This is a genomic window from Streptomyces sp. NPDC025833, from assembly GCF_055558055.1.
This window is the reverse complement of record NZ_JBVHNF010000006.1, coordinates 239,405-260,686: the sequence shown is the minus strand read 5'-3', so window position 1 is coordinate 260,686 and position 21,282 is coordinate 239,405. Positions and strand designations below refer to the sequence as shown.

Sequence of the window (21,282 nt, the reverse complement as noted above, 5' to 3'; positions counted from 1 at the left end):
AGGCGGGTTCGGCCGTCCGCCCGCATGCCGGCGGTGTCGGCGGATACGCTGATCACCTGGCCGTGCCGTGCCGCAACCACCGGGCTCCCGCCCGGTGTCGACACCGCGGCCGTCCAACAGGTGTGCGGAGCGGGGAAGTCGGGAAGGCCGCAGGAACGGCACCGGCGGCGATGGGGGCGGGAATGTCGGTTGGAACGGAGTGGGACGGGCCCCAGGTGCCCGTCTCGGGCGACGAAGGGCAGGCGGCGACGACCGCGCTGGCCTCCGCGGCGTACCGGGACAGCCCGATCGAGGAGATCAAGAAGGCCGACAACGAATGGCACCAGTCGACCGTGAAGGCCGGCCGGCTGAAGCTGTTCCGGCCCAATCTGGGCGAGGCGTTCTCCCGTGCCCTGGTCGACCGGATGCTCGCCCCCGGCCGGGGCGCGCTGATCCAGTCCTTCGGCACCGAGCCGCGGGTCGTCGTGGAGCACGCGCTCGCCGCGAACAACATCCGCCGGGAGCGCGACAACCGCCTCACCGCCATCACCGTCGTCTGCGGTCTGCTCTTCCTGCCCGGGACGCTCTGCTTCCTGCTCGTCTTCCAGTTGCGCGCCTTCGTGGCCAGACGCGACGACAAGCGCGCGGGGACGCTGGGCACGGTGCTCCTCCTGGGCGTCGGCCTGCTCGCCGCGCTGTTCCTGGTCAAGATGCCGTTCGGCGGCTTCTGGGCCTGGTACGCCCGGGCGAGCGTCGTCGTCCCGGTGCTCGGCTGGTACTGGGCCAAGCGGATCTGCGAGCGCGCCGCCGCGGACCTGCGGACCCGCTGGGAGGGGCTGCTGTCCGGCACCAGCGTCGGCGCCAAGATCCCCGAGGCCGTGCCGCGCGGGCCCGGCCAGACCCCCGCCGAGGACCTGCGCCAGTCCCTGGCCCGGCTCAGCGCGGAGCAGCAGTCCAACTCCGTCTTCTACGCGGGCCCCAAGGGCATACTCGGCATGGGCACCCGCTGGGGTTCCTGGCAGCTCGCCGAGGACCTGGTGCCCGCCGACCCCGCCCGGGAGATCCACCCCTTCCGCAGCTGGGACGTGATACGCGCGATCCACGACCAGCTCGCCCTGCTGGAGCGCGGCCCGCTCAATACCGGCGGCTTCCCGAAGCCCTCGATCCGGCACTGGATCGTCACCCCGATCGGTGAGAAGGCCGGATCCGTGTCCCGCCCCGAGGGCACGGACGTCGAGGCGTTCCAGGTCAAGCCGCACGCCATACAGGAGATCTGCAACAAGCAGCAGTTCGGCAGCGGCGACCGGCACTACCTGGGCGTGCAGTGGACCCTGTGGGACGGGCAGCTGGTCATCACGATGCTGATCACGGTCACCGTGCTGCACGAGACCCTGCGCATCGAGGTCACCGGGCACGCGCTGGGACCGGTGAACCCGCTGTTCACGACGAAGCCGTCGGCGCCCAGCAAGGAGGTCTCCAAGTCCTTCAAGCCGTGGGAGACCCGCACGATCAAGCTGCCGCTGGTCGGTGCGGACGAGGTCGTCCGGCTCGCCGTGCGGGCGCCGCTGACCTGGTACCCGCCGCTGCTCAAGTGGCTCGGCGGCTCGCTCGGCCTGCCCGAGCCGTTCGGGCTGCGGCACGCCTGGGCCGACCAGCCGTGGCGCCACCGCTTCATGGCCGACGACGCGCTGCGCGCGGCCACTCCGGTGCTGCGCACGGTGCACTCGGCGGCGATCAAGGTGCTGGCGGAGAACGGCGTCAACACCGAGAAGTTCGGTGCCCGCTCGGCGTTCCTCAGCGGCAACGTGCAGGACCCGACGCCGCGGAAGGCAGACGTCTACGACGCGTGAGCGGCCGGCGCGGGCGGCCCCGGGTTCCTGTGGGGCTGCCGCTCGCCGGGGACCCGGCCGGCCGGGCACCGCCCCGTCGCCGGCCGCCGGGGGAGCCGCTCAGGACGCCGCCGGCCAGGCTTCCGCGAGCATCTTCCGGGTGTCCGCCAGCAACTGCGGCAGCACCCGTGTGTGGCCCACGACCGGCATGAAGTTCGTGTCCCCGCCCCAGCGCGGCACGATGTGCTGGTGCAGGTGGGCGGCGATGCCCGCGCCCGCGACCGTGCCCTGGTTCATGCCGATGTTGAAGCCGTGCGCGCCGGACGCGGTGCGCAGGGCCGTCATCGCCTGCTTCGTCAGCTCCGCCAGCTCGGTGGTCTCCGCGGCGGTCAGGTCGGTGTAGTCGGCCACGTGCCGGTACGGCACGGTCATCAGGTGGCCGCCGTTGTACGGGTACAGGTTCAGCACGGCGTACACGTGCTCGCCGCGCCGGACGACCAGGCCGTCCTCGTCGGACTTGGCCGGTATCGAGCAGAAGGGGCAGCCGTCGTCGGCCCCGGGACCGGTCGGCTTGTTCTCGCCCTGGATGTAGGCCATCCGGTGGGGCGTCCACAGACGCTGGAACGCGTCCTGGGTCCCCACTCCGATCTGCTGCTCCGGCTCACTCGTCATGCTACGCAGCATATGGCGTCACCCTCGCCCGGCGTGTCGGCGGGGCGGCCCGGCGGCGCTCTCCGGCCAAGCTTGACCGGTGGACGACGACAACCGCGCGGCGCGCTGGGGGCGGGACACGGAGCTCCCCCTCTTCGTGGCGGCCCTGCTCTTCCTGGCCGCCTACGCCACCCGGGTCCTGGCCACGGGCCTGCCCGGCTTCTGGCGCGACCTGTGCTGGTTCGTCATGCTCGGCCTGTGGGCGGTCTTCGTCGCGGACTACCTGGTGCGCTGGCGGATCAGCGGGCAGGGCGCGCGCTTCGTGGCCGGTCACGTGCTGCTCACGCTCGTGGTGGTCCTGCCGCTGCTGCGCCCCTTGCGCATCGTGCCGCTGTACGACGAGGTGCAGCGCCGGCGCGGGCAGCCCCGGGTCTCGCTGTACGCGCGGGTGATCGTCTACGCGGGCGTGTCCACGCTGCTCCTCGGCTTCACCGGCGCCCTCACGGTCTACCAGGTGGAGCGCGGGGCGCCCTACACCACCATGTACACGTTCGGCGACGCGGTGTGGTGGGCCGCCTCGACCCTCAGCACGGTCGGCTACGGCGACGTCGTGCCGGTGACCCCCCTCGGCCGGACGATCGCGATCGTGATGATGGCCTGCGGCCTCGCCCTGCTCGGCGCGGTGACGGGCTCGTTCTCGGCCTGGCTGGTGCGCACCTTCACCCGCGGGGGCGACGAGAGGCCCCCGGGCGGCTGAGCCTCCCGGGGGCCTCGTGTCCGGGCGGGATCAGACCTGGGCGCGCTCCTCGACGACCTTCGCGATCTTGGCGATGGCCTCGTCGAACGGGATGCCGTTCTCCTGGGAGCCGTCGCGGTAGCGGAAGGACACCGAGCCGTTCGACATGTCCTCGTCGCCGGCGATGACCATGAACGGCACCTTCTGCTTCTGCGCGTTGCGGATCTTCTTCTGCATGCGGTCCGAGGAGGAGTCCACCTCGACGCGCAGGCCCTGCCTGCGGGCCGCGGCCGCGAACTTCTCCAGGTACTCCACGTGCGCGTCGCCGATCGGGATGCCGATCGCCTGCACGGGGGCCAGCCAGGCCGGGAAGGCGCCCGCGTAGTGCTCCAGTAGGACGGCGAAGAACCGCTCGATGGAGCCGAACAGCGCGCGGTGGATCATGACCGGGCGCTGCTTGGAGCCGTCGGGGCCGGTGTACTCCAGGTTGAAGCGCTCGGGCAGGTTGAAGTCGAGCTGGATGGTCGACATCTGCCAGGTCCGGCCGATCGCGTCCTTCGCCTGGACGGAGATCTTCGGACCGTAGAAGGCGGCGCCGCCCGGGTCCGGGACCAGGGGCAGGCCCTGCTTCTCGGCGACCTCGCGCAGGGTCTCGGTCGCCTCCTCCCAGACCTCGTCGGAGCCGACGAACTTCTCCGGGTCCTTGGTGGACAGCTCCAGGTAGAAGTCGGTCAGGCCGTAGTCGCGCAGCAGGCCGAGGACGAAGGTGAGCGTCTTGTCCAGCTCCTCGGACATCTGCTCACGGGTGCAGTAGATGTGCGCGTCGTCCTGCGTGAAGCCGCGGGCCCGGGTCAGGCCGTGCACGACGCCCGACTTCTCGTACCGGTACACGGTCCCGAACTCGAAGAGGCGCAGCGGCAGTTCACGGTAGGACCGGCCGCGCGCGTCGAAGATCAGGTTGTGCATCGGGCAGTTCATGGGCTTGAGGTAGTAGTCCACGCCCTCGTCGAGCTGCATGGGCGGGTACATGCCGTCGGCGTACCAGTCCAGGTGCCCGGACGTCTCGAAGAGCTTCCCCTTCGTGGCGTGCGGGGTGTAGACGAACTCGTAGCCCTCCTCCTCGTGGCGGCGGCGCGAGTAGTCCTCCATGGTCCGGCGGACGATGCCGCCCTTGGGGTGGAAGACGGCGAGGCCGGAGCCGATCTGCTCGGGGATGGAGAAGAGGTCCAGCTCGCTGCCGAGCTTGCGGTGGTCGCGCTTCTCGGCCTCGGCGAGGAAGTCCAGGTACGCCTTCAGCTCGTCCTTGGACGGCCAGGCGGTGCCGTAGATGCGCTGGAGCATCGGGTTCTTCTCGCTGCCGCGCCAGTAGGCGGCCGCGTTGCGCATCAGCTTGAACGCCGGGATGAGCCGGGTCGAGGGCAGGTGCGGACCGCGGCAGAGGTCCTTCCAGCACAGCTCGCCGGTCTTGGCGTCCAGGTTGTCGTAGATGGTCAGCTCGCCCGCGCCGACCTCGACGTCCGCGCCGTCGTCGTGGGAGGCCGAGCCCTTGAGGCCGATCAGCTCCAGCTTGTACGGCTCGTCCGCCAGCTCCTCGCGGGCCGCCTCGTCGGTGACCACGCGGCGGGCGAACTTCTGCCCGCGCTTCTGGATCTCCTGCATCTTCTTCTCGACGGCCTTGAGATCCTCGGGCGTGAACGGCTTCTCGACGTCGAAGTCGTAGTAGAAGCCGTCCTTGACGGGCGGGCCGATACCGAGCTTGGCCTCGGGGAACAGCTCCTGCACGGCCTGCGCCATGACGTGCGCGGTGGAGTGGCGCAGGATGTTCAGGCCGTCCTCGGACGAGATCTCGACGCCCTCGACCTCGTCGCCGTCGGACAGCTCGTACGCGAGGTCCTTCAGCTCGCCGGCCACGCGCGCGGCGATGATCGAGCGCTCGCCCGCGAAGAGGTCGGCGGCCGTAGTGCCCGTCGTCACCACGCGTTCTTCCCGCTCGGAATCGCGCTGGATGATCACACGGACGTCTGACACCGGTCTCTCCTGACTGAAGGGGGATGCGGCGCCATACCAGGAGCGCGCGCACAGGCGATCGTACCGACCCGACGGCGCCGACCGCGAAACGGTTATCCCCCGGCACCCTCCCCGTACCCGGCCGGCTCCCCGTCCCCGCACGCCTCCCCGGGGAAGTCGAGGTTCTCCTGGAGGGCCTTGCGCAGCCGGTCCCGCTCCCCCTCGTCCACCTGGACGGGGACCACCCCGTGGGCGTCGGTGAGCGTGCGGAAGCCGCCCCGGCGCTCCAGCCGGCCGCGGACGCAGACGGGCAGGCCGACGAGGTGGGCGTGGCCGGCGACCCGGTAGTCCTCCTCGTCGAGGGTGACGCGCAGGTGCGGGACGTCCGCGCCGGCCAGGACGCGCAGGCGCACGGTGCCCTCGCCGCCGGGTCCGGAGCGGCGCAGCCGGACGACGGCGCCGGTGACGCGGACCGGCACGGAGGGTTCGGTCCGCAGGTAGCGGGCGGCGGCCTCACGGAGGGCGGGCAGGTCGCCGGGGGAGAACTCGACGGGTTCGGCGGAGGGCGTGCAGCCCTCGGGGACGCCGGCCGCGGGCGCCCAGGCGACGCCGACGCGGGCGCCCGCCGTGCCGCGCACGAGCGCGCCGAGCGCCTCGGTCAGCTCGCGGCTGACGCCGGCTTCGACCGCGCCGTCGAAGGCGTCCAGCCTTCCGGTGGCCCGCCGGTAGTCGACGGCCTCGCGGGCGGCGTGCAGGGCCTGGTGGAGGCGGACGGCGAGGGGCCGGCCGGTGGGCACGGGCGCGAAGGCGGTGACGGTGCGGCCGCCGGTGGCGGGGCCGACCAGGACGTCCTCCAGCAGCGCGGCGGCGGGGCGGCGGTGCCGGGCGCCGTGGTAGCCGGCCCGCGCGCGGGTGGCGAGCGCGGCGGCGAGCAGCATCTGCCGGGCGGCGCCGCGCAGCCGGTCGCCGGCGGTCCAGGGGGCGGCGTCGGCGGGGCCGTCCGGGGTGTCGCGCCACCAGCGGATCTCGTCGCTGGGCACGGCGAGGGAGATCAGCACCTCGCGCGCGCAGGGGGTGCCGCTGCGGGCGAGGGCGTCGAGTGCCTCGCCGAGCAGGTCGTCGCTGTCGGGGAAGGCGCGGCTCTCGGGGACGAGCAGGCTGGTCCCGCCGCCGCCCGGGCCGGGCGGGGTCCAGCGGCCGTACCGTCCGGCCGCTCCCCCGCGGCGCTGCCAGCCGTGCCGGTGCAGCAGGGCGCCGAGCACGGCGGGGTCGACCTGGGCGGGCAGCGGGGGCCGGGGCCAGGGCGGGCCGTCGGGGCGCGGCCGGAGCGGTCCGGCCGGTTCGCCGTGGGGACGGTTCGTCATGGCGTGCCTCCCGTCCCGACCCGCGTCATGATCTCGCACAGGGCCCGGTCGTCGAAGATGCGTGCGGTCGGTATCCGTACGGTGGTCCGGTGCCGGCCGGTCACGGGGTGGCCGGCGAGGTTGACCCAGTAGCAGCAGTGCCTGAGGTCGAGCCGGTCGTGGCCGGCCCGCAGCCAGTCGTCCCGGGAGCGCGGGACGAGCATGACGACCAGGATCTTGTGCACCGAGACGGGGGTGCGGGCGAGCTTGCGCAGGTGCTCGTTGTCGAGCGTGAAGGAGAAGGCGCGCCCGGGCGGGGCGGGCGCGACCTGGTAGGTGGCCTTCAGCTGCACCTTGACGGTCACCTCGTCGTCGACGGTGTGCGCGGGCGCGCTGTGGCTGACGTGCCAGTCGATCCCGTTGTCCGGGAAGGGCTGGGACAGCGAGCAGCCGGCCGCGGCGGCGACCGCGTGCAGATAGCCGACCTGGAGCGTCTCCATGCAGGCGGTGATGGCGAGCGTGCCGCGGAGGATGCCCGGACGGCCGGGCGGCAGCCCGCCCCGCTCGGGCTGCGCGATGACCATGGGCAACAGCCTCCCCAACCGGGGGTCTTCCGCTGCGGGCCGCTGAACTGCAAAGACCCGTATACCTGTTGTCTCCTCCCGGCGTACCGTGCAAACGGCCCGGGTATCACCGAACAGGCAGTGGGCGGAACGTCAGCTGCCGTGGGTGAGCGAGGAGTTGGGTTGGCATGACGACCTGGTACGAGGGGCCGCTGGCGGCCTTCGACACGGAGACGACGGGCGTGGACGTCGAGACCGACCGGATCGTGTCGGCCGCCGTCGTCGTCCAGGACGCCCCGGGGGTCCGGCCCCGGGTCAGCCGCTGGCTGGTGAACCCGGGCGTGCCGGTCCCGGAGGCGGCGACGGCGGTGCACGGTCTGACGGAGGAGCACCTCCAGCACCACGGGCGCTGGCCGGCTCCGGTGGTGTACGAGATAGCCGAGCAGCTCGCGGAGCACGCGGCGCTGGGCCGTCCCCTGGTGGTGATGAACGCGCCGTTCGATCTGACGCTGCTGGACCGGGAGTTGCGCCGGCACCGGGCGTCGTCGCTGGAGCGCTGGTTCGAGTCGGTGCCGCTGCGGGTGCTGGACCCGCGGGTGCTGGACAAGCACCTGGACCGGTACCGCAAGGGCCGCCGCACGCTGACCGACCTGTGCGCGCACTACGGCGTGGCGCTGGACGGCGCCCATGACGCGGGGGCGGACGCGCTGGCCGCGCTCGATGTCGTACGGGCGCTGGGCCGCCGCTTCGCGACCCGGCTGGAGCGGCTGTCGCCCGGCGAGTTGCACACGCTCCAGGCGAACTGGCACGCGGCGCAGGCGCGCGGGCTCCAGGCCTGGTTCGCGCGCAGCGGCTCGGACGAGGTCGTCAGCACGGAGTGGCCGGTGCGGCCGGAGCTGCCCGCCGCCGCGTGACCTCCGGCGGCATGCGAAAGGCCGGCCCGCTGCTGCGGACCGGCCTCTCCCGGGTGGGCGATACTGGGTTCGAACCAGTGACCTCTTCGGTGTGAACGAAGCGCTCTCCCACTGAGCTAATCGCCCGGGAACGCACTGAACAATACAGGCCCGGGCGCCCTTCGTTCAAACCGCCCGCAGCCGGCGGCGCAGTCCGCGCCGTCCGGCCCGCATCATCAGGCGGTGGTTGAGCCGGAAGAGGGGGCGTCCGGGTACGGCGAGCCGTCTGAGCAGTGCCTTCCTGACGCGGACCTCCTGGTCGTAGCGCGCGAGGGTGCCGGGCCCGGCGGCGGTGACCGTCCAGCGCGCCCAGCCCTCGATGTCGCCGGACAGGGTGACCTCCAGGACGCCCGCGGCCGGGTCCCGGCGGGTCTCCCGCACGGTGGACGTGAGGCCGTAGGGCAGCGCGGACCGGATGGTGATCACGCCGGTGTCCGCGTCGAGGCGGGTCACCGACCGCACCTGCGGCCACCACCGGGGGTAGTCCTCGGCCCGCTCCAGCGCCGCGTAGACCCGGGCGGGCGGGGCCGGCAGGGACCACAGGGTGCGGAAGCGGTAGTGGTTCCAGTCCATGGGACGAGTGTGCCGCGCGGGCGCGCGGGCGTCCCGGGGCGGGTTCCCGGCGGCGGTGGGCGCGGGGGGCCGCGCTCCGTTTGTGCGGAACTGACCGGCAATCAGTTCCACGGCCCCGCGCCGGCGCCGCGAAGGGACAGCGAATTCCGGTTGCTTGTCTTATTTACAAAGGAAAGTGACGGGCCTTTGGGGAAAGTCCTGGATTCCCCCGGCGGCGGTCCGGGTCCGGAACTCCGGTGCGCAATGGTCACCGTCCGTCGCGCGAGGCGTTCCGGCACTCGGGAGGCGGGCCCGGGGTCGCGGGGCGAGGGGAAGCGGAGGGTCCGCGGAGCGGCTCGGGCGGCTGTCGGCCACCGGACCGGGCGGGTCGCGGGGCGCCCGGCCGGCACCGGCGTGATCTCCCCCGTCGCGGCCGGCCGGGGCTCACGCACCGCCACCGGCCCCCGCTCACCGGCGCGGTCCCGCCCCACGCGTCCGCCGCGCCCGGCCGGCACCGGCCGGGCTCCGGCGCACCGCCGAGGGAGGTGCGGGAACGCCGACGGCCCACCTGCTGGTCGCAGGTGGGCCGTCGGTCCGGGTGGGCGATACTGGGTTCGAACCAGTGACCTCTTCGGTGTGAACGAAGCGCTCTCCCACTGAGCTAATCGCCCGGACGCAGGAAGAACATTACCCCATGTCAGGGGGTGCCTCCGACCAGGGGCGGGACGGTCCGTGCCCGCCCGCCCCGCGGCGGCCTCACTGGTCCTTGATCCCCCAGGGCGCGACGAGCCCGAACTTCCACAGGTAGATCCCGGCGAGCACGCCGATGATCACCAGTCCGGTCACGGTCAGGGCGATGTTGCGACGGCGCACCCGGGGGTCGAGGGCACGCTGGGCCGCCTCGGTGACCTTGCGTTTGGTCCAGCGGAGCACGAGCTGGGCCCAGACGAACTCGGTCGCCCAGATCGCCATGCCGCCGAAGATCACCACCCAGCCGGGCCCGGGCAGCGGCAGCATGATGATGCCCGCCACCACCACCGCGAGGCCGACCACGAAGACCCCGACCTGCCAGCTCACGTGCAGGGCCCGGCGGGCCTTGATGAACTCCGGCGCCCGCGAGCCGAGCCCCTGCCCGGCCTCCCGGTCCGGCTCCGGCCCGTTCGTCTTCGCACTGTCCGTCGGCACGGCGGCCTCGCCCGCTTCGTCACTCCCCGTATTCATGCGCACAAACCCTACCCGAGTGAATCCGGTCACCGGAATGGTCTCAGATCCGGTACGAGTTCTCGGCCGGAAGGGTTACGTAAACACACGCAAAACCCTCAGAGGGGTTTACAACGGCACCGTAGGTGGCATGTCGATTTCGCCGACGTGCGAATCCCCGAGCGCACACTGAGCGAAAGGCCCTGGCGCTTATGAACACCACGGTCAGCTGCGAGCTGCACCTGCGCCTCGTTGTGTCGAGCGAGTCCTCCCTGCCTGTCCCCGCAGGCCTGCGGTACGACACGGCCGACCCCTACGCCGTGCACGCCACCTTCCACACCGGAGCCGAGGAGACCGTCGAGTGGGTGTTCGCCCGCGACCTCCTCGCCGAAGGGCTGCACCGGCCCACCGGCACCGGCGACGTCCGCGTCTGGCCATCCCGCAGTCATGGCCAGGGCGTCGTGTGCATCGCCCTCAGCTCCCCGGAGGGGGAAGCACTGCTGGAGGCCCCGGCGCGGGCCCTGGAGTCCTTCCTGAAGCGGACCGACGCCGCCGTGCCGCCCGGCACGGAGCACCGGCACTTCGACCTGGATCAGGAGCTCTCGCACATCCTGGCGGAGAGCTAGGTCGCCGCCACCCGAGCAGCCCGGCGCCGTCCACTCGGGGAGACGGCTCGGGCCAAGACAACCGCATACGGCACGAGCCGACGCCGTCACCGTGAGCGCTCACGGGGCGGCGCGGTGCCGCGCTCCGCGGTCGCGGTGCGCGCACGACCGGGTGCGCCGGGTGTCCGCCGGGCGCGCGGCCAGCGCGCGGCGCACCGGGGCGGGAACCGCCGGGGCCGGCGGGGCGTTTTCCAGGGTGGACGAGGTCGGGGCAAGGGCGGGTGCGCCCGGCACGGTTGTCGCTACCATCGGCCAGCATCGGCGGGCGCCCGCCCGACCCCCAGGCCAGGGAGTGAAACGTGCTGATCACCCACGACACCCGGTGCGCCCTCGACACCGTGGTGGATCTGGTGAACTCCGCGCCGGAGGACGACGCGGCGGCGGACGGACTGTCCGATCTCCCGGCCCTCGTGGATTTCGTGCGCAACCACCAGATCAGCGACGTCGGCGCGCTGTCGGAGTTCGACCTGTCCGCGGTGCGCCGGATCCGGGCGCGTTTCGCCGCGATCTTCGCGGCGCCGGACGCCCGGGCCGCCGCCACGATGATCAACGAGCTGATCGCCGCCGCGGGCACCACCCCCCGGCTCACGGACCACGACGGCTACGACTGGCACGTGCACTACTTCGCGCCGGGCGCCTCCGTGGCCGACCACCTCGCCGCCGACTGCGGGATGGCGCTGGCGTTCTTCGTGGTGGCCGGGGAGCAGGAGCGGCTGCGGCGCTGTGAGGCACCGGACTGCCGGCGCGCCTTCGTGGACCTGTCCCGCAACCGCTCGCGCCGCTACTGCGACAGCCGCACCTGCGGGAACCGGCTGCACGTCGCCGCCTACCGGGCCCGGCGCAAGGAGGCGACCGGCTGAGGCCCGGCCGCGAGACGCCCCGGTGCGACGTCGGTCCCGGCGGGTGACGCCGGGACGGACGTGTACGGCTCACAGCAACAGCAGATCGTGCAGCGCAGCCATGAGGAACAGACACCCGATCACCGTCAGGAAGATCATCAGCGGTGGCTGGGAAAGGGCGAAGAGGCACCCGCGCGGCTCGTCCTTCGGCGGCGCGGCCTCGCTCTGTGTCGTGTCCAGCATCTCGCGGCAGATGATGTCGCACGCGGCGCTCCGCGCGCGATCGGCACACACGGATCTTGCGGGACTTCGCCGAATACCGTGAGGTCTCGTCCGCTCGGTGAACGATTCCGGACGCTCGCGGGCCCACCTCTGTCGGTTCAGTGAGTCATGTGACTGTCATATGCCGTGCTTCTTGAGGATGGCCTCGATGTCGCTGAAGTCCTCCGCCGGGCCGGCGGCCCGACGGCCCCCGGCCTGGGGTGCGGCGGCTCCGGAGGGCCGGGCCGCGGGCCGGCCGGTCCCGCCGAGGGACGGCGCCGGAGCCGCGGGCGCCACCGCGTCCCGTCCGGCCGCACTGCTCCCCCCGCCGGCCCCCGCGCGCCGGCGTTCCACCGCCCGCGTACCCGCGAACAGGAGCCAGGCCGCGCCCAGCACCCCGAAGCCCGCCCAGGCGACGGGGCTCAGGGCGGTGTCGGAGAGCCAGCCGACCACCCCGGTCATCACCAGGCCGACCGGCACGAGCGAGTAGGCCGCGATGCGGGCCGCCGCCAGGAAGCGCCGGCGGTAGGCCGTGACCACGGCGATGCCCAGGCCCGCCGCGGACACGGCGGAGCAGACTGTCTCGGCGATCATCCGGTCCTCCTGGCGACTCGGTCCGTTCGTGTCCATCGTGCACCCTCGGCTCCCCGCGGGGCCACGCTCCCGCCCGCGGATCAGGGACATCTCCGGGTCGCCTCCTCCTGGGGTCCGGGTCGCGGCGTACCCGGTTCCGGGCGGGCGGCGGGGTCCCGATTGGGTGGCCCGTCCCCGGCCTGGAAGACTGGTGGGCATGAGCGACTCCTCCCCCGCACCCGCCGCCGTCCCCGTCCTCGACGTCTGGTGCGAGCTCCAGTGCCCCGACTGCCGTACCGCCCTGGACGACGTCCGTGCCCTGCGCGCCCGCTACGGCGACCGGCTGGAGCTGCGGCTGCGGCACTTCCCGCTGGAGAAGCACCGGCACGCCTTCGCCGCCGCGCAGGCCGCCGAGGAGGCGCTGGAGCAGGGCGCGGGCTGGCCGTACGTGGAGGCCGTGCTGGAGCGGGTGGCGGAGCTGGACGGCCGGGGCGAGGCCCTGCTGATCGAGGTGGCCCGGGAACTGGGCCTCGACGCCGAGGAGTTCGACACCGCGCTGATCGACGGCCGGCACATCCTGGTCGTCGACGCCGACCAGGCCGAGGGCAAGGCGATCGGCGTGACCGGCACCCCGACGTACGTCATCGGCGGTGAGCGCCTCGACGGCGGCAAGAGCCAGGAGGGGCTGCGCGAGCGCGTCGAGGAGATCGCCGACCGGCTGCTGGCCGACCGGGACGCCTAGGGTCTTCCGTCCGGATCGGGCCGGTCCGAGCCAAACGAAACCCCCTAGAGCAGGGGCTTGCTCAGGGAGCGGGTCACCGTCTCGTAGCCGAGCGAGTCGTACAGCCGCTCGGCCGCGGTGTTGCCCGCGAACACGTTGAGCCCGAGGACCGGCCGGCCGGCCTCGACGGCCTGGCGTTCGGCCAGCAGCATGAGCGTCCGGCCGTGCCCCCGGCCGCGCCGGGCCTCGTCGGTCGCCACGTCGAACACGTAGGCCCTGGTCTCCTCCAGGGCCACCCACAGGGTGCCCACCGGGTCGCCCGCGTGCTCCAGCACGCTGAAGAGCACGCCGTCGGTGTCGAGCCCGTGCGGGAGCAGGCGCGCGTGGTCGGCGCGGGCCTTGGCACGGGCCGCGGCCTCGGGGACGCCCCGGTCGATCCACATGCGCGCGTACCGCTCGCCCTCCGCTTCCCGCCACGCCTCGAACTCGGCCGCGGTCATGGGGCGCGCCCGGCTGTCCGGGGGCAGCTCGGGCGGGGTGCCGCCGAGGCGCTTCTCCATGCCGCGGTTGCGCTCGGTGTAGCCGAGGGCGGTGAACAGCCGCAGCGCGTCGGCCGCCGCGGCGGGCACCACGGCCTCCATGCCGGCGCAGCCCCAGCCGCGGGCGACCTCCTCCGCGGCGAGCGCCGCCACCGTGCCGCGCCCGCGCCGCCGGTCGGGCTCGGCGATCCGCAGGTCGAGGACCCGGGCCACCGAGGCGCCGAGGTTCGGCGAGGTGCCGAGGTGGATCTCACCGACGGGACGGCTGTTCACACACACCGCGAAGCGCCGGGAGCGGGTCCCGTCGGGGTGCTGCTGGAGCGGCTCGGCCGGCCGCAGGGTCGTGGTCATCACAGGTGTTCTACCCGCGTCGGCCGGTCGCGTCAGCACCTTTTCCGCCCCGTCCGCGCGCCGGGTCCGGTTCAGGGTTCGAGGTCCTGCCCGGCCCGCTCGGCGAAGACGCGCATGGCCTTGGTGGTCACCGGGCCCGCGGTGCCGGGCAGTTCGCGGTCGTCGACCCGGTGGACGGCCTGCACGTCGCGCAGGGTGGAGGTGAGGAAGACCTCGTCGGCGCGGCGCAGGACGTCCAGCGGGAGGTCCGTCTCCCTGGCGCCGGTCCACTCGACGACCAGGGCCCGGGTGATGCCGGGCAGGCAGCCGGAGGAGACCGGCGGGGTGTGGATCTCGCCGTCCAGGACGACGAAGACGTTCGACCCGGTCCCCTCGCAGAGCCGTCCGACGGTGTTGCCGAACAGCGCCTCGGAGGCGCCGTGTTGGTGGGCGCGGGCGAGGGAGACGACGTTCTCCGCGTACGAGGTGCTCTTCACGCCGGCGAGGGCGCCGCGTTCGTTGCGGGTCCACGGGACGGTGATCACCGCGGTCGAGTCCGGGCGGCGGGCCGCCTCGCCGAGGGCGACCACGAGGGTCGGGCCGTGCTCGCCGCGGTCGGAGCCGAGGGGGCCGTGCCCGCCGGTGTAGGTGATCCGCAGCCGGCCGAGCGGCATCGGGTTGGCCGCGAGGACGGCCGCGCAGGCCCGGCGCACCTCGTCGTGGTCGGGGTCGGGCAGGCCGAGGCCGCGGGCCGAGCGGGTCAGCCGGTCCAGGTGCCGGGTGAGCGCGAACGGCTCGCCGCCGGTCGTCTTCACGGTCTCGAAGACCCCGTCGCCGACCGTCAGTCCGTGGTCGAGCACGGAGACCCGGGCGGAGTCCAGGTCCCGCAGTCCGCCGTCCAGCCAGATCCTCATGTGCGCGTCTCCTCGGTGTCCTCGTACGCCCCCGACGCTATCGCGAGCAGCCGGGACGCCTTCAGCTCGGTCTCCCGCCACTCCCCCGCCGGGTCGGAGCCCCAGGTGATGCCGGCCCCGGTGCCGAAGCGCAGCGTCGCCGCGCCCCCGGCGGAGCGGTCGATCCAGAAGGTGCGGATGCCGACCGCCAGCTCGGCGGTGCCCCGGTCGGCGTCCACCCAGCCGATGCCGCCGCAGTACGGTCCGCGCGGCGCCGTCTCCAGCGCGCCGATGATCCGCAGGGCGCTCGTCTTGGGGGCGCCGGTGACCGAGCCGGGCGGGAAGGCCGCGGCCAGCAGCTCCGGCCAGCCGGCCGCCTCGCGCAGTTCCCCGCGCACCGTGGAGACGAGGTGGACGAGTCCCGGGTGCTTCTCCACGACGCACAGGTCGGGGACGCTCACGCTGCCGGTGGCGCAGACCCGCCCGATGTCGTTGCGGACCAGGTCGACGATCATCACGTTCTCGGCGTGGTCCTTCTCCAGCAGGTCCGCCTCGGTGCGCCCGGTGCCCTTGATGGGTCCCGACTCGACCGTGCGGCCGTCCCGGCGCAGGAACAGCTCGGGCGAGGCGGTGGCGATCTCCACGCCGTGCCCCGGCAGCCGGACCGTCCCGGCGTACGGCGCCGGGTTGCCGCGGGCCAGCAGGGCGGTCAGGGCGTCCACGTCGGCGTCGGCGGCGACGGGCGCGGCGAGCACCCGGCAGAGGTTGGCCTGGTAGACCTCGCCGGCCGCGATGTGCTCGCGGATGCGGCGCACGGCCGCCGTGTAGGCGGCGCGGTCCAGGGAGGAGGTCCAGTCCCCCGGCCGCGGCCCCCGCCACCGGCCGGGCGCCGGCGCGGGCACCGGCTCCGTGCGTACGTCCGCGAAGCGGGCGCAGGTCAGGCGGCCCTCGAAGTCCGCGCAGACGGCCCAGAAGCCGGTGGAATCCAGGGCGGCCGGATCACTGGTCACGTCGAGGAGGCCGGTGGCGACACGGTCGTCGAACCGGGCGAGGGGAGGGTGGTGGAGCACACGGTCGAGTCTAGGTCGGGTGTCCGAGAGGTGGCTCCGTGATGTCCCGGAGGGGGCCCTGACCACCGGGTCCGCCGGACGCACCGCAGCACGCTGCGCAAACGCGTTTTTGTACTGGCCCGGGAATCCGCTAGAGTTCAACACGTCGCCGGGACGCGGAAGCGGACCGAAACGACAGGCGGACGTAGCTCAGTTGGTAGAGCGCAACCTTGCCAAGGTTGAGGTCGCGAGTTCGAGCCTCGTCGTCCGCTCGTAGGAAGAAGGGGTCGTCCCGATCCCCTACACTCCTGGTGGAGTGGCCGAGAGGCGAGGCAACGGCCTGCAAAGCCGTCTACACGGGTTCAAATCCCGTCTCCACCTCCAAGGACGATTAGCTCAGCGGGAGAGCGCTTCCCTGACACGGAAGAGGTCACTGGTTCAATCCCAGTATCGTCCACTGGATCCTCGGATCCCGGATCTTCTAGAAGGTCCCACCCCGCGCGATTAGCTCAGCGGGAGAGCGCTTCCCTGACACGGAAGAGGTCACTGGTTCAATCCCAGTATCGCGCACTGTCCGTGACTCGCGGGTCACGGTCCGCGGACGATTAGCTCAGCGGGAGAGCGCTTCCCTGACACGGAAGAGGTCACTGGTTCAATCCCAGTATCGTCCACACCACCGGAAAGCCCCCGGCCGTCTCGAACGGCCGGGGGCTTTCGCGTGCTCAGCTGGAGAACAGCATGCGGCCGAAACTCTTGTGGCGGTGGTGGCCGTAGTGACCGTGGTCGCCGTGGTGCCCGCCGCCGTACGGAGCGCCCCACGCGGGGGCGGGCGGCGCGGCCGGGTAGGCCTGCGGCGGCGCGGGCGGCGGCGGGGCGGGCTGGGCCCACTGGCTCTCCAGGCGGGTCAGCGCCTCCAGCTCGCCGTAGTCGAGGAAGATGCCGCGGCAGCCGCTGCACTGCTCGATCTGGACGCCGTTGCGGTTGTAGGTGTGCATCGGCGCATGGCACTTCGGACACTGCATGGTCGGCTCAACTCCTCGCCGTTCGGTCCTGCTTCGTGTTTCCCCCGGATACGGACTCCGTCCGGCCCCGGGCGGTTGCAGCCTAGCCAGGATCCGCGGGCGTCCTCCCGGCGGGGACGGCGGGCATGCGTGCGCAGGCGTCGGCCAGGGCCTGTTCCACCTCGTCCAACCGGCGGCCGGCGTCGAGCGCCCCGGCCAGCGCCCGGGCCGCCGTCTGCACGGTGAGCGCGCGGGCCGGGACGTCCAGGGCGGGCCAGGGGTCACCGTCCCGGGGCACGGCGGGGCCGCCGGCCCGCCGGTACGCGGTCAGGAAACGCGTCCACTCGCCGGGCGGCAGGAGTCCGCAGGCGTACCAGGCGGCGGGGCGGGCGAGGTCCCAGGCCGGGGCGCCGGTGCCGAGGTCGTCCACGTCGATCAGCCGCCAGGGCCCGTCCGGGGCCGGATGCCGGACGAGCTGGCCGAGGTGCAGATCCCCGTGGCAGAGGGCCGCCGGGCCGGGCATCGGCGCCGCGGCCCGCGCCCAGGCGGGGAGGGCGGCCCAGGCGGCCAGGACGGGGCCGGCGGCCGCGCGGGCGGCCGTCCGGGGGGTGGCGCGCAGGGCCGCCCGGAGCCGGCCGACCGCGCGGGCGGCCTTCTCGGGGCCGCGCATCGGGGGGAGGCCCGCCGGTACGGGGGTGCGGTGCAGCCGGGCGAGGAGGGTGGCGGCGCACTCCCAGGGGGCCGCGTCCGGGTCGCCGGGGTCCACGGGGACGCCGTACGGCCAGCGCGTCACCAGCCGGTCGAGCAGGTGGGCCGGGGCGGGGGCGAGCGGGGGCAGGAACACGTCCGGGAGGCCGGCCGCCGTGGCGACGCGGCGGGCGAGGGCCGCGGGGCCGGTGCCCGGGGCATGGGCCTTGGCGACGCCGCCGGCGTGCCGTACGACGGTGGCGTCGGCGCGGTCGGCGAGGACGTCGCCGGGGCAGGCGCAGGGCGCGGCGGGTGCGTGCGGGTGGGCGGCGGCCCTGGCCTCCTCGGCCAGGGCGGCGATGAGGGGCGCGGCGTCCGCGGTGGCTGCCGTCGCGGTGGCTGTACGGGGGCGGGTGCGCGCGGCTGCGGGTGCCGGTGCGTCGGCGTTCGGGTCTGCGGTCAAGGGGGCCTCGGGAGCGGTGGGGTGATGGGCCGAGCGTACGGGGCGGGGACTGAGGCGGGGCCACGGGCACGGGAGCGGGACAGGGACCGAGACGGGGGACGGGGGTGGGCGCGCCGCTCGCGCCGACGCGGGGGCGCGTGCGGGCGGTGGCGCGGTGCGGGTGCAGCGGTCCTGCGGCCGGGGCGGGGCGTACGGGACGGACGGCCGCCGCGCGGGTGTACGGGCGCCCCGGAGGTGCCGGCCGGGCAGCGGTTTCTCCCCCGGGTGCCGGAAAGGCTGATGCCGGCGCAGCTCCCCAGCTGCGCCGGCATCGTTGCCGTCCGCCGCACCCCCGTCCCCACGGGGTTTCATGGATCGATGTCCCTGCCCGGACCGCTCTTCCGGGCCTGGGGTCGCCGCTCAGCGCCCCAGCATCGCACCCACGGACGACGCTTGTGTGGCCACCGTCTCCCAGCCGTCGAAGACGAGCAGGAGCAGGGCCGCCAGGGGGAGGGCCATGAGTGTCGCCACCAGCGGGTGGCGACGGCCCGTGTGACGGGTGGCGGACGCGGTGCGTTCCGGTGCCGTCCGGGCCATGGCTCCTCTCCTGACCGATTCGGTTGTCGTTGGCAGCGGCGGGTGTCTGAGCTCGGGGGACGAGTGCGCGCACCCGCCGCTTGACCACAAATCTAGGCGCGCGGCACCCACGCGGCGTCATGCCCTCGTACCGATTGCCGGGCCTCCGGGAGGATGAGCCGCCACCTGCGGACTACTCCCCTGGGTGGAGACGTGTACACGAGGATCGGGGACATCCCGGAGGGGCCGCCCGCCGTGTCCGTCATTTCGGAAGCGTCCGGCGGACCGGAAGGAGTGACTTCGATCACTGGGAAGGGGGCCCGGGAGGGGCCCGTGGACGCGGCGCGGCCCGGGGGCCGGACGCACGCGCGGGCCGTCGGCGGCGGTCGGCCGCCGGACCCGCCACCTGCTGTCCCGCCTTCCCGCCCAGGTGCAATTCCCCTTCGGATCCAGCCGGTTGGGGTGGGCACTGGCGTGAAGTCGCCGTCGGGCACGGCCTGCTGACCGCGGTTCACCTCGGTGCGGCGGCCCGCACAATCCGACCGGGCGAGAGGGCGCGGCCTCTGCGCGCGGGCGGCCGTGGAAACGTAAGCTGTGGCACGTCAAAGGGACCGGGCAGCGGGGATGAACATGGCGATGATGCGCCTGAGGCGCGAGGACCCGCGCGTCGTCGGCTCGTTCAGGCTTCACCGACGGCTCGGCGCGGGCGGGATGGGCGTGGTCTACCTCGGCTCCGACAAGAAGGGGCAGCGGGTCGCGCTGAAGGTCATCCGGCCGGACCTGGCGGAGGACCAGGAGTTCCGTTCGCGGTTCGCGCGCGAGGTGTCCGCCGCCCGGCGCATCCGGGGCGGCTGCACGGCCCGGCTGGTCGCGGCCGACCTGGAGGCCGAGCGTCCCTGGTTCGCCACCCAGTACGTGCCCGGCCCCTCCCTGCACGACAAGATCGCCGACGAGGGCGCGCTCTGCGCGGCGGACACGGCGGCGATCGGCGCGGCCCTGTCCGAGGGACTGGTCGCCGTCCACGAGGCCGGTGTCGTCCACCGCGACCTGAAGCCCTCCAACATCCTGCTGTCCCCCAAGGGGCCGCGGATCATCGACTTCGGCATCGCCTGGGCCACCGGTGCCTCCACGCTCACCCACGTCGGGACCGCGGTCGGCTCCCCCGGCTTCCTCGCTCCCGAGCAGGTCCGCGGCGCGGCCGTCACCCCGGCCACCGACGTCTTCTCCCTGGGCGCGACCCTGGCGTACGCCTCGACTGGCGACTCGCCCTTCGGGCACGGCAGTTCCGAGGTCATGCTGTACCGGGTGGTGCACGAGGAGGCGCAGCTCTTCGGCGTGCCGGACGCGCTGGCCCCGCTGATCCGGGCCTGCCTGGCCAAGGACCCCGAGGAGCGGCCCAGCACGTTGCAGCTCTCGCTGCGGCTGAAGGAGATCGCCGCCCGGGAGGCGCAGGGCCTGGACGGCGTACGGCCGCCCGCGCCGCGTGCCGCGGAGGCGGACCGGCCCACCGGACGGCTCGTCGACACCTACCCCGAGCAGCAGCGCACCCAGCGGCGTACCGCACCCGGTACGCCGCCGCCGCGTCGGGGCACGCCGGCCCGGGGCGGGGTGCCGTCCAGGGGCGGGCGCGGCGACGTGCCGTCCCGTGGCGGCTCCGCCCCGCGCGGCGGCGCAGCCGCACGGCCGGGCAGGGCGCGTCCCACTCCGGTGCCGCGCGGCGGCCCGCGCTCCGGTGGTGGCCGGCCCGCTCCGCGCGGCGGTTCCGGGCGGCGGCCGGCGGGGCGCGTGCCGCGGCCGGCCAATCCCCGGCTGCTGCGGCAGCGGCTGTTCGTGTTCGTGGTGGTGACGCTGCTGGTGGCGCTCGGCATCGCGCTGGCCCAGGGCTGCCAGGGCCCGGCGCGCGGGCTCGGGGACGACGTCCGGCGGCAGCGGCAGGCGCAGCCGGTCGAGGCCTCGCGGGACGGCGCCGCCCTGCCGTCGGCCCAGGCGCCGTCGACGCCGGGTCACGACACCGGCTCCTGAGCGCCGGCCCTTCGCCGGGTCGGCCGCCGGTCAGGCTCCCGGCCGGCCCGTGGCCACCGCGTAGAACGCGACCGCGGCCGCCGCCCCCACGTTGAGCGAGTCGACGCCGTGGGCCATCGGGATGCGGACCCGTTCGTCGGCGGCGGCCAGCGCCCGGGCGGACAGCCCGTCGCCCTCCGCGCCCAGCATCAGCGCCACCCGGTCCATCCGGTGCGGGGCCGCGTCGTCCAGGGTGACGGCCTGGTCGTCCGGGGTGAGCGCGAGCAGGGTGAAACCGGCCTCGCGGACGGTCTCCAGATCCCGCGGCCAGCTCTCCAGCCGGGCGTACGGCACCGAGAAGACCGCTCCCATGGAGACCTTGACGCTCCGCCGGTAGAGCGGGTCGGCGCAGTCGGGCGACAGGAGTACGGCGTCCATGCCGAGGGCCGCCGCCGAGCGGAAGATCGCGCCGATGTTGGTGTGGTCGTTCACCGCCTCCATGACCACCACCCGGCGGGCGGTGCGGAGCAGTTCGCCGGCCGCCGGCAGCGGCTTGCGCCGCATGGAGGCGAGGGCGCCGCGGTGCACGTGGTAGCCGGTGACCCGTTCGGCGAGCTCGGGGCTGACGGCGTACACCGGGGCCGGGCTCTCGTCGATGACGTCGCGCATGGCGTCGACCCACTTGGCCGAGAGCAGCATCGACCGCATCTCGTAGCCGGCTTCCCCGGCTCTGCGGATGACCTTCTCGCCCTCGGCGATGAACAGGCCCTCGGCGGGTTCCCGCCTGCGGCGCAGTTCGACGTCGGTCAGACCGGTGTAGTCGCTCAGGCGCGGGTCGTCGGGATCCTCGACGGTGATGAGATCGGCCACGGGGTGCTACTGCCTCGTCCTG

22 protein-coding genes and 7 tRNA genes are annotated in these 21,282 nt (G+C 73.9%); 12 read left to right on the top strand and 17 right to left on the bottom strand.

Translation table 11 applies throughout. From position 1 onward, the window contains the following. The first annotated feature begins 182 nt into the window (after positions 1 to 182). On the top strand, positions 183 to 1,829 hold the full coding sequence (locus tag ACZ4K2_RS12705; protein WP_467473252.1) for a hypothetical protein: 1,647 nt from the start codon (positions 183 to 185) through the stop codon (positions 1,827 to 1,829). 99 nt (positions 1,830 to 1,928) lie between these two features. Here the strand turns inward: ACZ4K2_RS12705 and ACZ4K2_RS12700 are convergent, their stop codons facing one another. Beyond that, entirely contained in the window at positions 1,929 to 2,492 is a 564-nt protein-coding gene (locus tag ACZ4K2_RS12700) for an HIT family protein (protein ID WP_467473251.1), read from the bottom strand. 67 nt (positions 2,493 to 2,559) lie between these two features. Between ACZ4K2_RS12700 and ACZ4K2_RS12695 the strand changes: the two genes are divergently transcribed. Then, positions 2,560 to 3,216 carry a potassium channel family protein gene (locus tag ACZ4K2_RS12695; protein WP_467473249.1) on the top strand — a complete coding sequence of 219 codons (657 nt, stop codon included), beginning with the start codon at positions 2,560 to 2,562 and terminating at the stop codon, positions 3,214 to 3,216. Positions 3,217 to 3,246: 30 nt separating this feature from the next. Here ACZ4K2_RS12695 and thrS read toward each other — a convergent pair whose 3' ends face one another. The 3 genes from thrS to ACZ4K2_RS12680 all read right to left on the bottom strand — a co-directional run bounded on the left by thrS (position 3,247) and on the right by ACZ4K2_RS12680 (position 7,129). Beyond that, the gene (gene thrS / locus ACZ4K2_RS12690) at positions 3,247 to 5,223 is read right to left on the bottom strand and encodes a threonine--tRNA ligase (RefSeq protein WP_467473247.1); all 1,977 of its coding nucleotides are present in this window, start codon (positions 5,221 to 5,223) and stop codon (positions 3,247 to 3,249) included. A 92-nt stretch (positions 5,224 to 5,315) separates the two neighbouring features. Further along, the gene (locus ACZ4K2_RS12685; RefSeq protein ID WP_467473246.1) at positions 5,316 to 6,566 is read right to left on the bottom strand and encodes a hypothetical protein; all 1,251 of its coding nucleotides are present in this window, start codon (positions 6,564 to 6,566) and stop codon (positions 5,316 to 5,318) included. Next, entirely contained in the window at positions 6,563 to 7,129 is a 567-nt protein-coding gene (locus ACZ4K2_RS12680; RefSeq protein WP_467473244.1) for a DUF4365 domain-containing protein, read from the bottom strand. Before ACZ4K2_RS12680 ends, ACZ4K2_RS12685 begins: the two co-directional genes overlap by 4 nt. Before the next feature lie 167 nt (positions 7,130 to 7,296). Between ACZ4K2_RS12680 and ACZ4K2_RS12675 the strand changes: the two genes are divergently transcribed. Beyond that, positions 7,297 to 8,022 (top strand): exonuclease domain-containing protein, encoded by a 726-nt coding sequence (locus tag ACZ4K2_RS12675; protein ID WP_467473242.1) that lies wholly within the window; start codon positions 7,297 to 7,299, stop codon positions 8,020 to 8,022. A 54-nt stretch (positions 8,023 to 8,076) separates the two neighbouring features. Here ACZ4K2_RS12675 and ACZ4K2_RS12670 read toward each other — a convergent pair. From ACZ4K2_RS12670 to ACZ4K2_RS12655, 4 genes are all read right to left on the bottom strand, one after another. Beyond that, a tRNA-Val gene (locus ACZ4K2_RS12670) sits at positions 8,077 to 8,148 on the bottom strand. Between the two features lie 39 nt (positions 8,149 to 8,187). After that, entirely contained in the window at positions 8,188 to 8,634 is a 447-nt protein-coding gene (locus ACZ4K2_RS12665) for an SRPBCC family protein (protein WP_467473240.1), read from the bottom strand. 578 nt (positions 8,635 to 9,212) lie between these two features. Then, positions 9,213 to 9,284: transfer RNA gene (locus tag ACZ4K2_RS12660), tRNA-Val, on the bottom strand. A gap of 85 nt (positions 9,285 to 9,369) precedes the next feature. Beyond that, the gene (locus tag ACZ4K2_RS12655; RefSeq protein ID WP_467473238.1) at positions 9,370 to 9,834 is read right to left on the bottom strand and encodes a TIGR02611 family protein; all 465 of its coding nucleotides are present in this window, start codon (positions 9,832 to 9,834) and stop codon (positions 9,370 to 9,372) included. 191 nt (positions 9,835 to 10,025) lie between these two features. On the opposite strand from ACZ4K2_RS12655, the gene ACZ4K2_RS12650 reads away from it, so the two are divergent. Both ACZ4K2_RS12650 and ACZ4K2_RS12645 read left to right on the top strand, forming a co-directional pair. Beyond that, a complete protein-coding gene (locus ACZ4K2_RS12650; RefSeq protein ID WP_004002642.1) occupies positions 10,026 to 10,439 on the top strand; it encodes an SsgA family sporulation/cell division regulator in 414 nt (137 codons plus the stop codon). Between the two features lie 338 nt (positions 10,440 to 10,777). Next, positions 10,778 to 11,338: a CGNR zinc finger domain-containing protein gene (locus tag ACZ4K2_RS12645; RefSeq protein ID WP_467473237.1), complete on the top strand. Its 561-nt coding sequence runs from the start codon at positions 10,778 to 10,780 to the stop codon at positions 11,336 to 11,338. A 69-nt stretch (positions 11,339 to 11,407) separates the two neighbouring features. Here ACZ4K2_RS12645 and ACZ4K2_RS12640 read toward each other — a convergent pair whose 3' ends face one another. Together ACZ4K2_RS12640 and ACZ4K2_RS12635 are read right to left on the bottom strand one after the other, a co-directional pair. Continuing rightward, positions 11,408 to 11,560, bottom strand: coding sequence for a hypothetical protein (locus tag ACZ4K2_RS12640; protein ID WP_467473235.1), 153 nt, complete (start codon positions 11,558 to 11,560; stop codon positions 11,408 to 11,410). Between the two features lie 156 nt (positions 11,561 to 11,716). Next, positions 11,717 to 12,172 carry a hypothetical protein gene (locus ACZ4K2_RS12635; protein WP_467473234.1) on the bottom strand — a complete coding sequence of 152 codons (456 nt, stop codon included), beginning with the start codon at positions 12,170 to 12,172 and terminating at the stop codon, positions 11,717 to 11,719. A gap of 196 nt (positions 12,173 to 12,368) precedes the next feature. On the opposite strand from ACZ4K2_RS12635, the gene ACZ4K2_RS12630 reads away from it, so the two are divergent. Further along, positions 12,369 to 12,893 (top strand): DsbA family protein, encoded by a 525-nt coding sequence (locus tag ACZ4K2_RS12630; RefSeq protein ID WP_467473233.1) that lies wholly within the window; start codon positions 12,369 to 12,371, stop codon positions 12,891 to 12,893. A gap of 44 nt (positions 12,894 to 12,937) precedes the next feature. Here ACZ4K2_RS12630 and ACZ4K2_RS12625 read toward each other — a convergent pair whose 3' ends face one another. The 3 genes from ACZ4K2_RS12625 to ACZ4K2_RS12615 all read right to left on the bottom strand — a co-directional run bounded on the left by ACZ4K2_RS12625 (position 12,938) and on the right by ACZ4K2_RS12615 (position 15,704). Beyond that, positions 12,938 to 13,762: a GNAT family N-acetyltransferase gene (locus ACZ4K2_RS12625; protein WP_467473232.1), complete on the bottom strand. Its 825-nt coding sequence runs from the start codon at positions 13,760 to 13,762 to the stop codon at positions 12,938 to 12,940. Positions 13,763 to 13,833: 71 nt separating this feature from the next. After that, the gene (locus ACZ4K2_RS12620) at positions 13,834 to 14,655 is read right to left on the bottom strand and encodes an aminotransferase class IV (RefSeq protein ID WP_467473231.1); all 822 of its coding nucleotides are present in this window, start codon (positions 14,653 to 14,655) and stop codon (positions 13,834 to 13,836) included. Then, a complete protein-coding gene (locus ACZ4K2_RS12615) occupies positions 14,652 to 15,704 on the bottom strand; it encodes a chorismate-binding protein (RefSeq protein ID WP_467473229.1) in 1,053 nt (350 codons plus the stop codon). Before ACZ4K2_RS12615 ends, ACZ4K2_RS12620 begins: the two co-directional genes overlap by 4 nt. 178 nt (positions 15,705 to 15,882) lie before the next feature. Between ACZ4K2_RS12615 and ACZ4K2_RS12610 the strand changes: the two genes are divergently transcribed. From ACZ4K2_RS12610 to ACZ4K2_RS12590, 5 genes are all read left to right on the top strand, one after another. Continuing rightward, a tRNA-Gly gene (locus ACZ4K2_RS12610) sits at positions 15,883 to 15,955 on the top strand. Positions 15,956 to 15,993: 38 nt separating this feature from the next. Then, positions 15,994 to 16,067 (top strand) — tRNA-Cys (locus ACZ4K2_RS12605). A 1-nt stretch (position 16,068) separates the two neighbouring features. Then, a tRNA-Val gene (locus ACZ4K2_RS12600) sits at positions 16,069 to 16,140 on the top strand. Positions 16,141 to 16,181: 41 nt separating this feature from the next. Beyond that, positions 16,182 to 16,253, top strand: a tRNA-Val gene (locus ACZ4K2_RS12595). Positions 16,254 to 16,282: 29 nt separating this feature from the next. Continuing rightward, positions 16,283 to 16,354, top strand: a tRNA-Val gene (locus ACZ4K2_RS12590). A 51-nt stretch (positions 16,355 to 16,405) separates the two neighbouring features. On the opposite strand, the gene ACZ4K2_RS12585 is transcribed toward ACZ4K2_RS12590, so the two are convergent. The 3 genes from ACZ4K2_RS12585 to ACZ4K2_RS12575 all read right to left on the bottom strand — a co-directional run bounded on the left by ACZ4K2_RS12585 (position 16,406) and on the right by ACZ4K2_RS12575 (position 18,410). Next, the gene (locus ACZ4K2_RS12585; RefSeq protein ID WP_467473227.1) at positions 16,406 to 16,705 is read right to left on the bottom strand and encodes a TFIIB-type zinc ribbon-containing protein; all 300 of its coding nucleotides are present in this window, start codon (positions 16,703 to 16,705) and stop codon (positions 16,406 to 16,408) included. Positions 16,706 to 16,787: 82 nt separating this feature from the next. After that, positions 16,788 to 17,732 (bottom strand): phosphotransferase family protein, encoded by a 945-nt coding sequence (locus ACZ4K2_RS12580; protein ID WP_467473483.1) that lies wholly within the window; start codon positions 17,730 to 17,732, stop codon positions 16,788 to 16,790. A 501-nt stretch (positions 17,733 to 18,233) separates the two neighbouring features. After that, on the bottom strand, positions 18,234 to 18,410 hold the full coding sequence (locus ACZ4K2_RS12575; protein ID WP_467473223.1) for a hypothetical protein: 177 nt from the start codon (positions 18,408 to 18,410) through the stop codon (positions 18,234 to 18,236). A gap of 603 nt (positions 18,411 to 19,013) precedes the next feature. Between ACZ4K2_RS12575 and ACZ4K2_RS12570 the strand changes: the two genes are divergently transcribed. Beyond that, positions 19,014 to 20,411, top strand: coding sequence for a serine/threonine-protein kinase (locus ACZ4K2_RS12570; RefSeq protein ID WP_467473222.1), 1,398 nt, complete (start codon positions 19,014 to 19,016; stop codon positions 20,409 to 20,411). Positions 20,412 to 20,441: 30 nt separating this feature from the next. Here ACZ4K2_RS12570 and ACZ4K2_RS12565 read toward each other — a convergent pair whose 3' ends face one another. Then, positions 20,442 to 21,260 (bottom strand): TrmH family RNA methyltransferase, encoded by an 819-nt coding sequence (locus ACZ4K2_RS12565; RefSeq protein WP_467473220.1) that lies wholly within the window; start codon positions 21,258 to 21,260, stop codon positions 20,442 to 20,444. Between the last annotated feature and the right edge of the window lie 22 nt (positions 21,261 to 21,282).

Excerpts from the sequence above, each read along its gene's own strand:
- ACZ4K2_RS12630 (WP_467473233.1), top strand. The coding sequence starts at position 12,369 with ATGAGCGACTCCTCCCCCGCACCCGCCGCCGTCCCCGTCCTCGACGTC.
- ACZ4K2_RS12620 (WP_467473231.1), bottom strand. The coding sequence starts at position 14,655 with ATGAGGATCTGGCTGGACGGCGGACTGCGGGACCTGGACTCCGCCCGG.
- ACZ4K2_RS12700 (WP_467473251.1), bottom strand. The coding sequence starts at position 2,492 with ATGCTGCGTAGCATGACGAGTGAGCCGGAGCAGCAGATCGGAGTGGGG.
- ACZ4K2_RS12680 (WP_467473244.1), bottom strand. The coding sequence starts at position 7,129 with ATGGTCATCGCGCAGCCCGAGCGGGGCGGGCTGCCGCCCGGCCGTCCG.
- ACZ4K2_RS12640 (WP_467473235.1), bottom strand. The coding sequence starts at position 11,560 with ATGCTGGACACGACACAGAGCGAGGCCGCGCCGCCGAAGGACGAGCCG.
- ACZ4K2_RS12570 (WP_467473222.1), top strand. The coding sequence starts at position 19,014 with ATGAACATGGCGATGATGCGCCTGAGGCGCGAGGACCCGCGCGTCGTC.
- ACZ4K2_RS12685 (WP_467473246.1), bottom strand. The coding sequence starts at position 6,566 with ATGACGAACCGTCCCCACGGCGAACCGGCCGGACCGCTCCGGCCGCGC.
- ACZ4K2_RS12665 (WP_467473240.1), bottom strand. The coding sequence starts at position 8,634 with ATGGACTGGAACCACTACCGCTTCCGCACCCTGTGGTCCCTGCCGGCC.
- ACZ4K2_RS12625 (WP_467473232.1), bottom strand. The coding sequence starts at position 13,762 with ATGACCACGACCCTGCGGCCGGCCGAGCCGCTCCAGCAGCACCCCGAC.
- ACZ4K2_RS12585 (WP_467473227.1), bottom strand. The coding sequence starts at position 16,705 with ATGCAGTGTCCGAAGTGCCATGCGCCGATGCACACCTACAACCGCAAC.
- ACZ4K2_RS12655 (WP_467473238.1), bottom strand. The coding sequence starts at position 9,834 with ATGAATACGGGGAGTGACGAAGCGGGCGAGGCCGCCGTGCCGACGGAC.
- ACZ4K2_RS12575 (WP_467473223.1), bottom strand. The coding sequence starts at position 18,410 with ATGGCCCGGACGGCACCGGAACGCACCGCGTCCGCCACCCGTCACACG.
- ACZ4K2_RS12705 (WP_467473252.1), top strand. The coding sequence starts at position 183 with ATGTCGGTTGGAACGGAGTGGGACGGGCCCCAGGTGCCCGTCTCGGGC.
- ACZ4K2_RS12650 (WP_004002642.1), top strand. The coding sequence starts at position 10,026 with ATGAACACCACGGTCAGCTGCGAGCTGCACCTGCGCCTCGTTGTGTCG.
- ACZ4K2_RS12635 (WP_467473234.1), bottom strand. The coding sequence starts at position 12,172 with ATGATCGCCGAGACAGTCTGCTCCGCCGTGTCCGCGGCGGGCCTGGGC.
- ACZ4K2_RS12675 (WP_467473242.1), top strand. The coding sequence starts at position 7,297 with ATGACGACCTGGTACGAGGGGCCGCTGGCGGCCTTCGACACGGAGACG.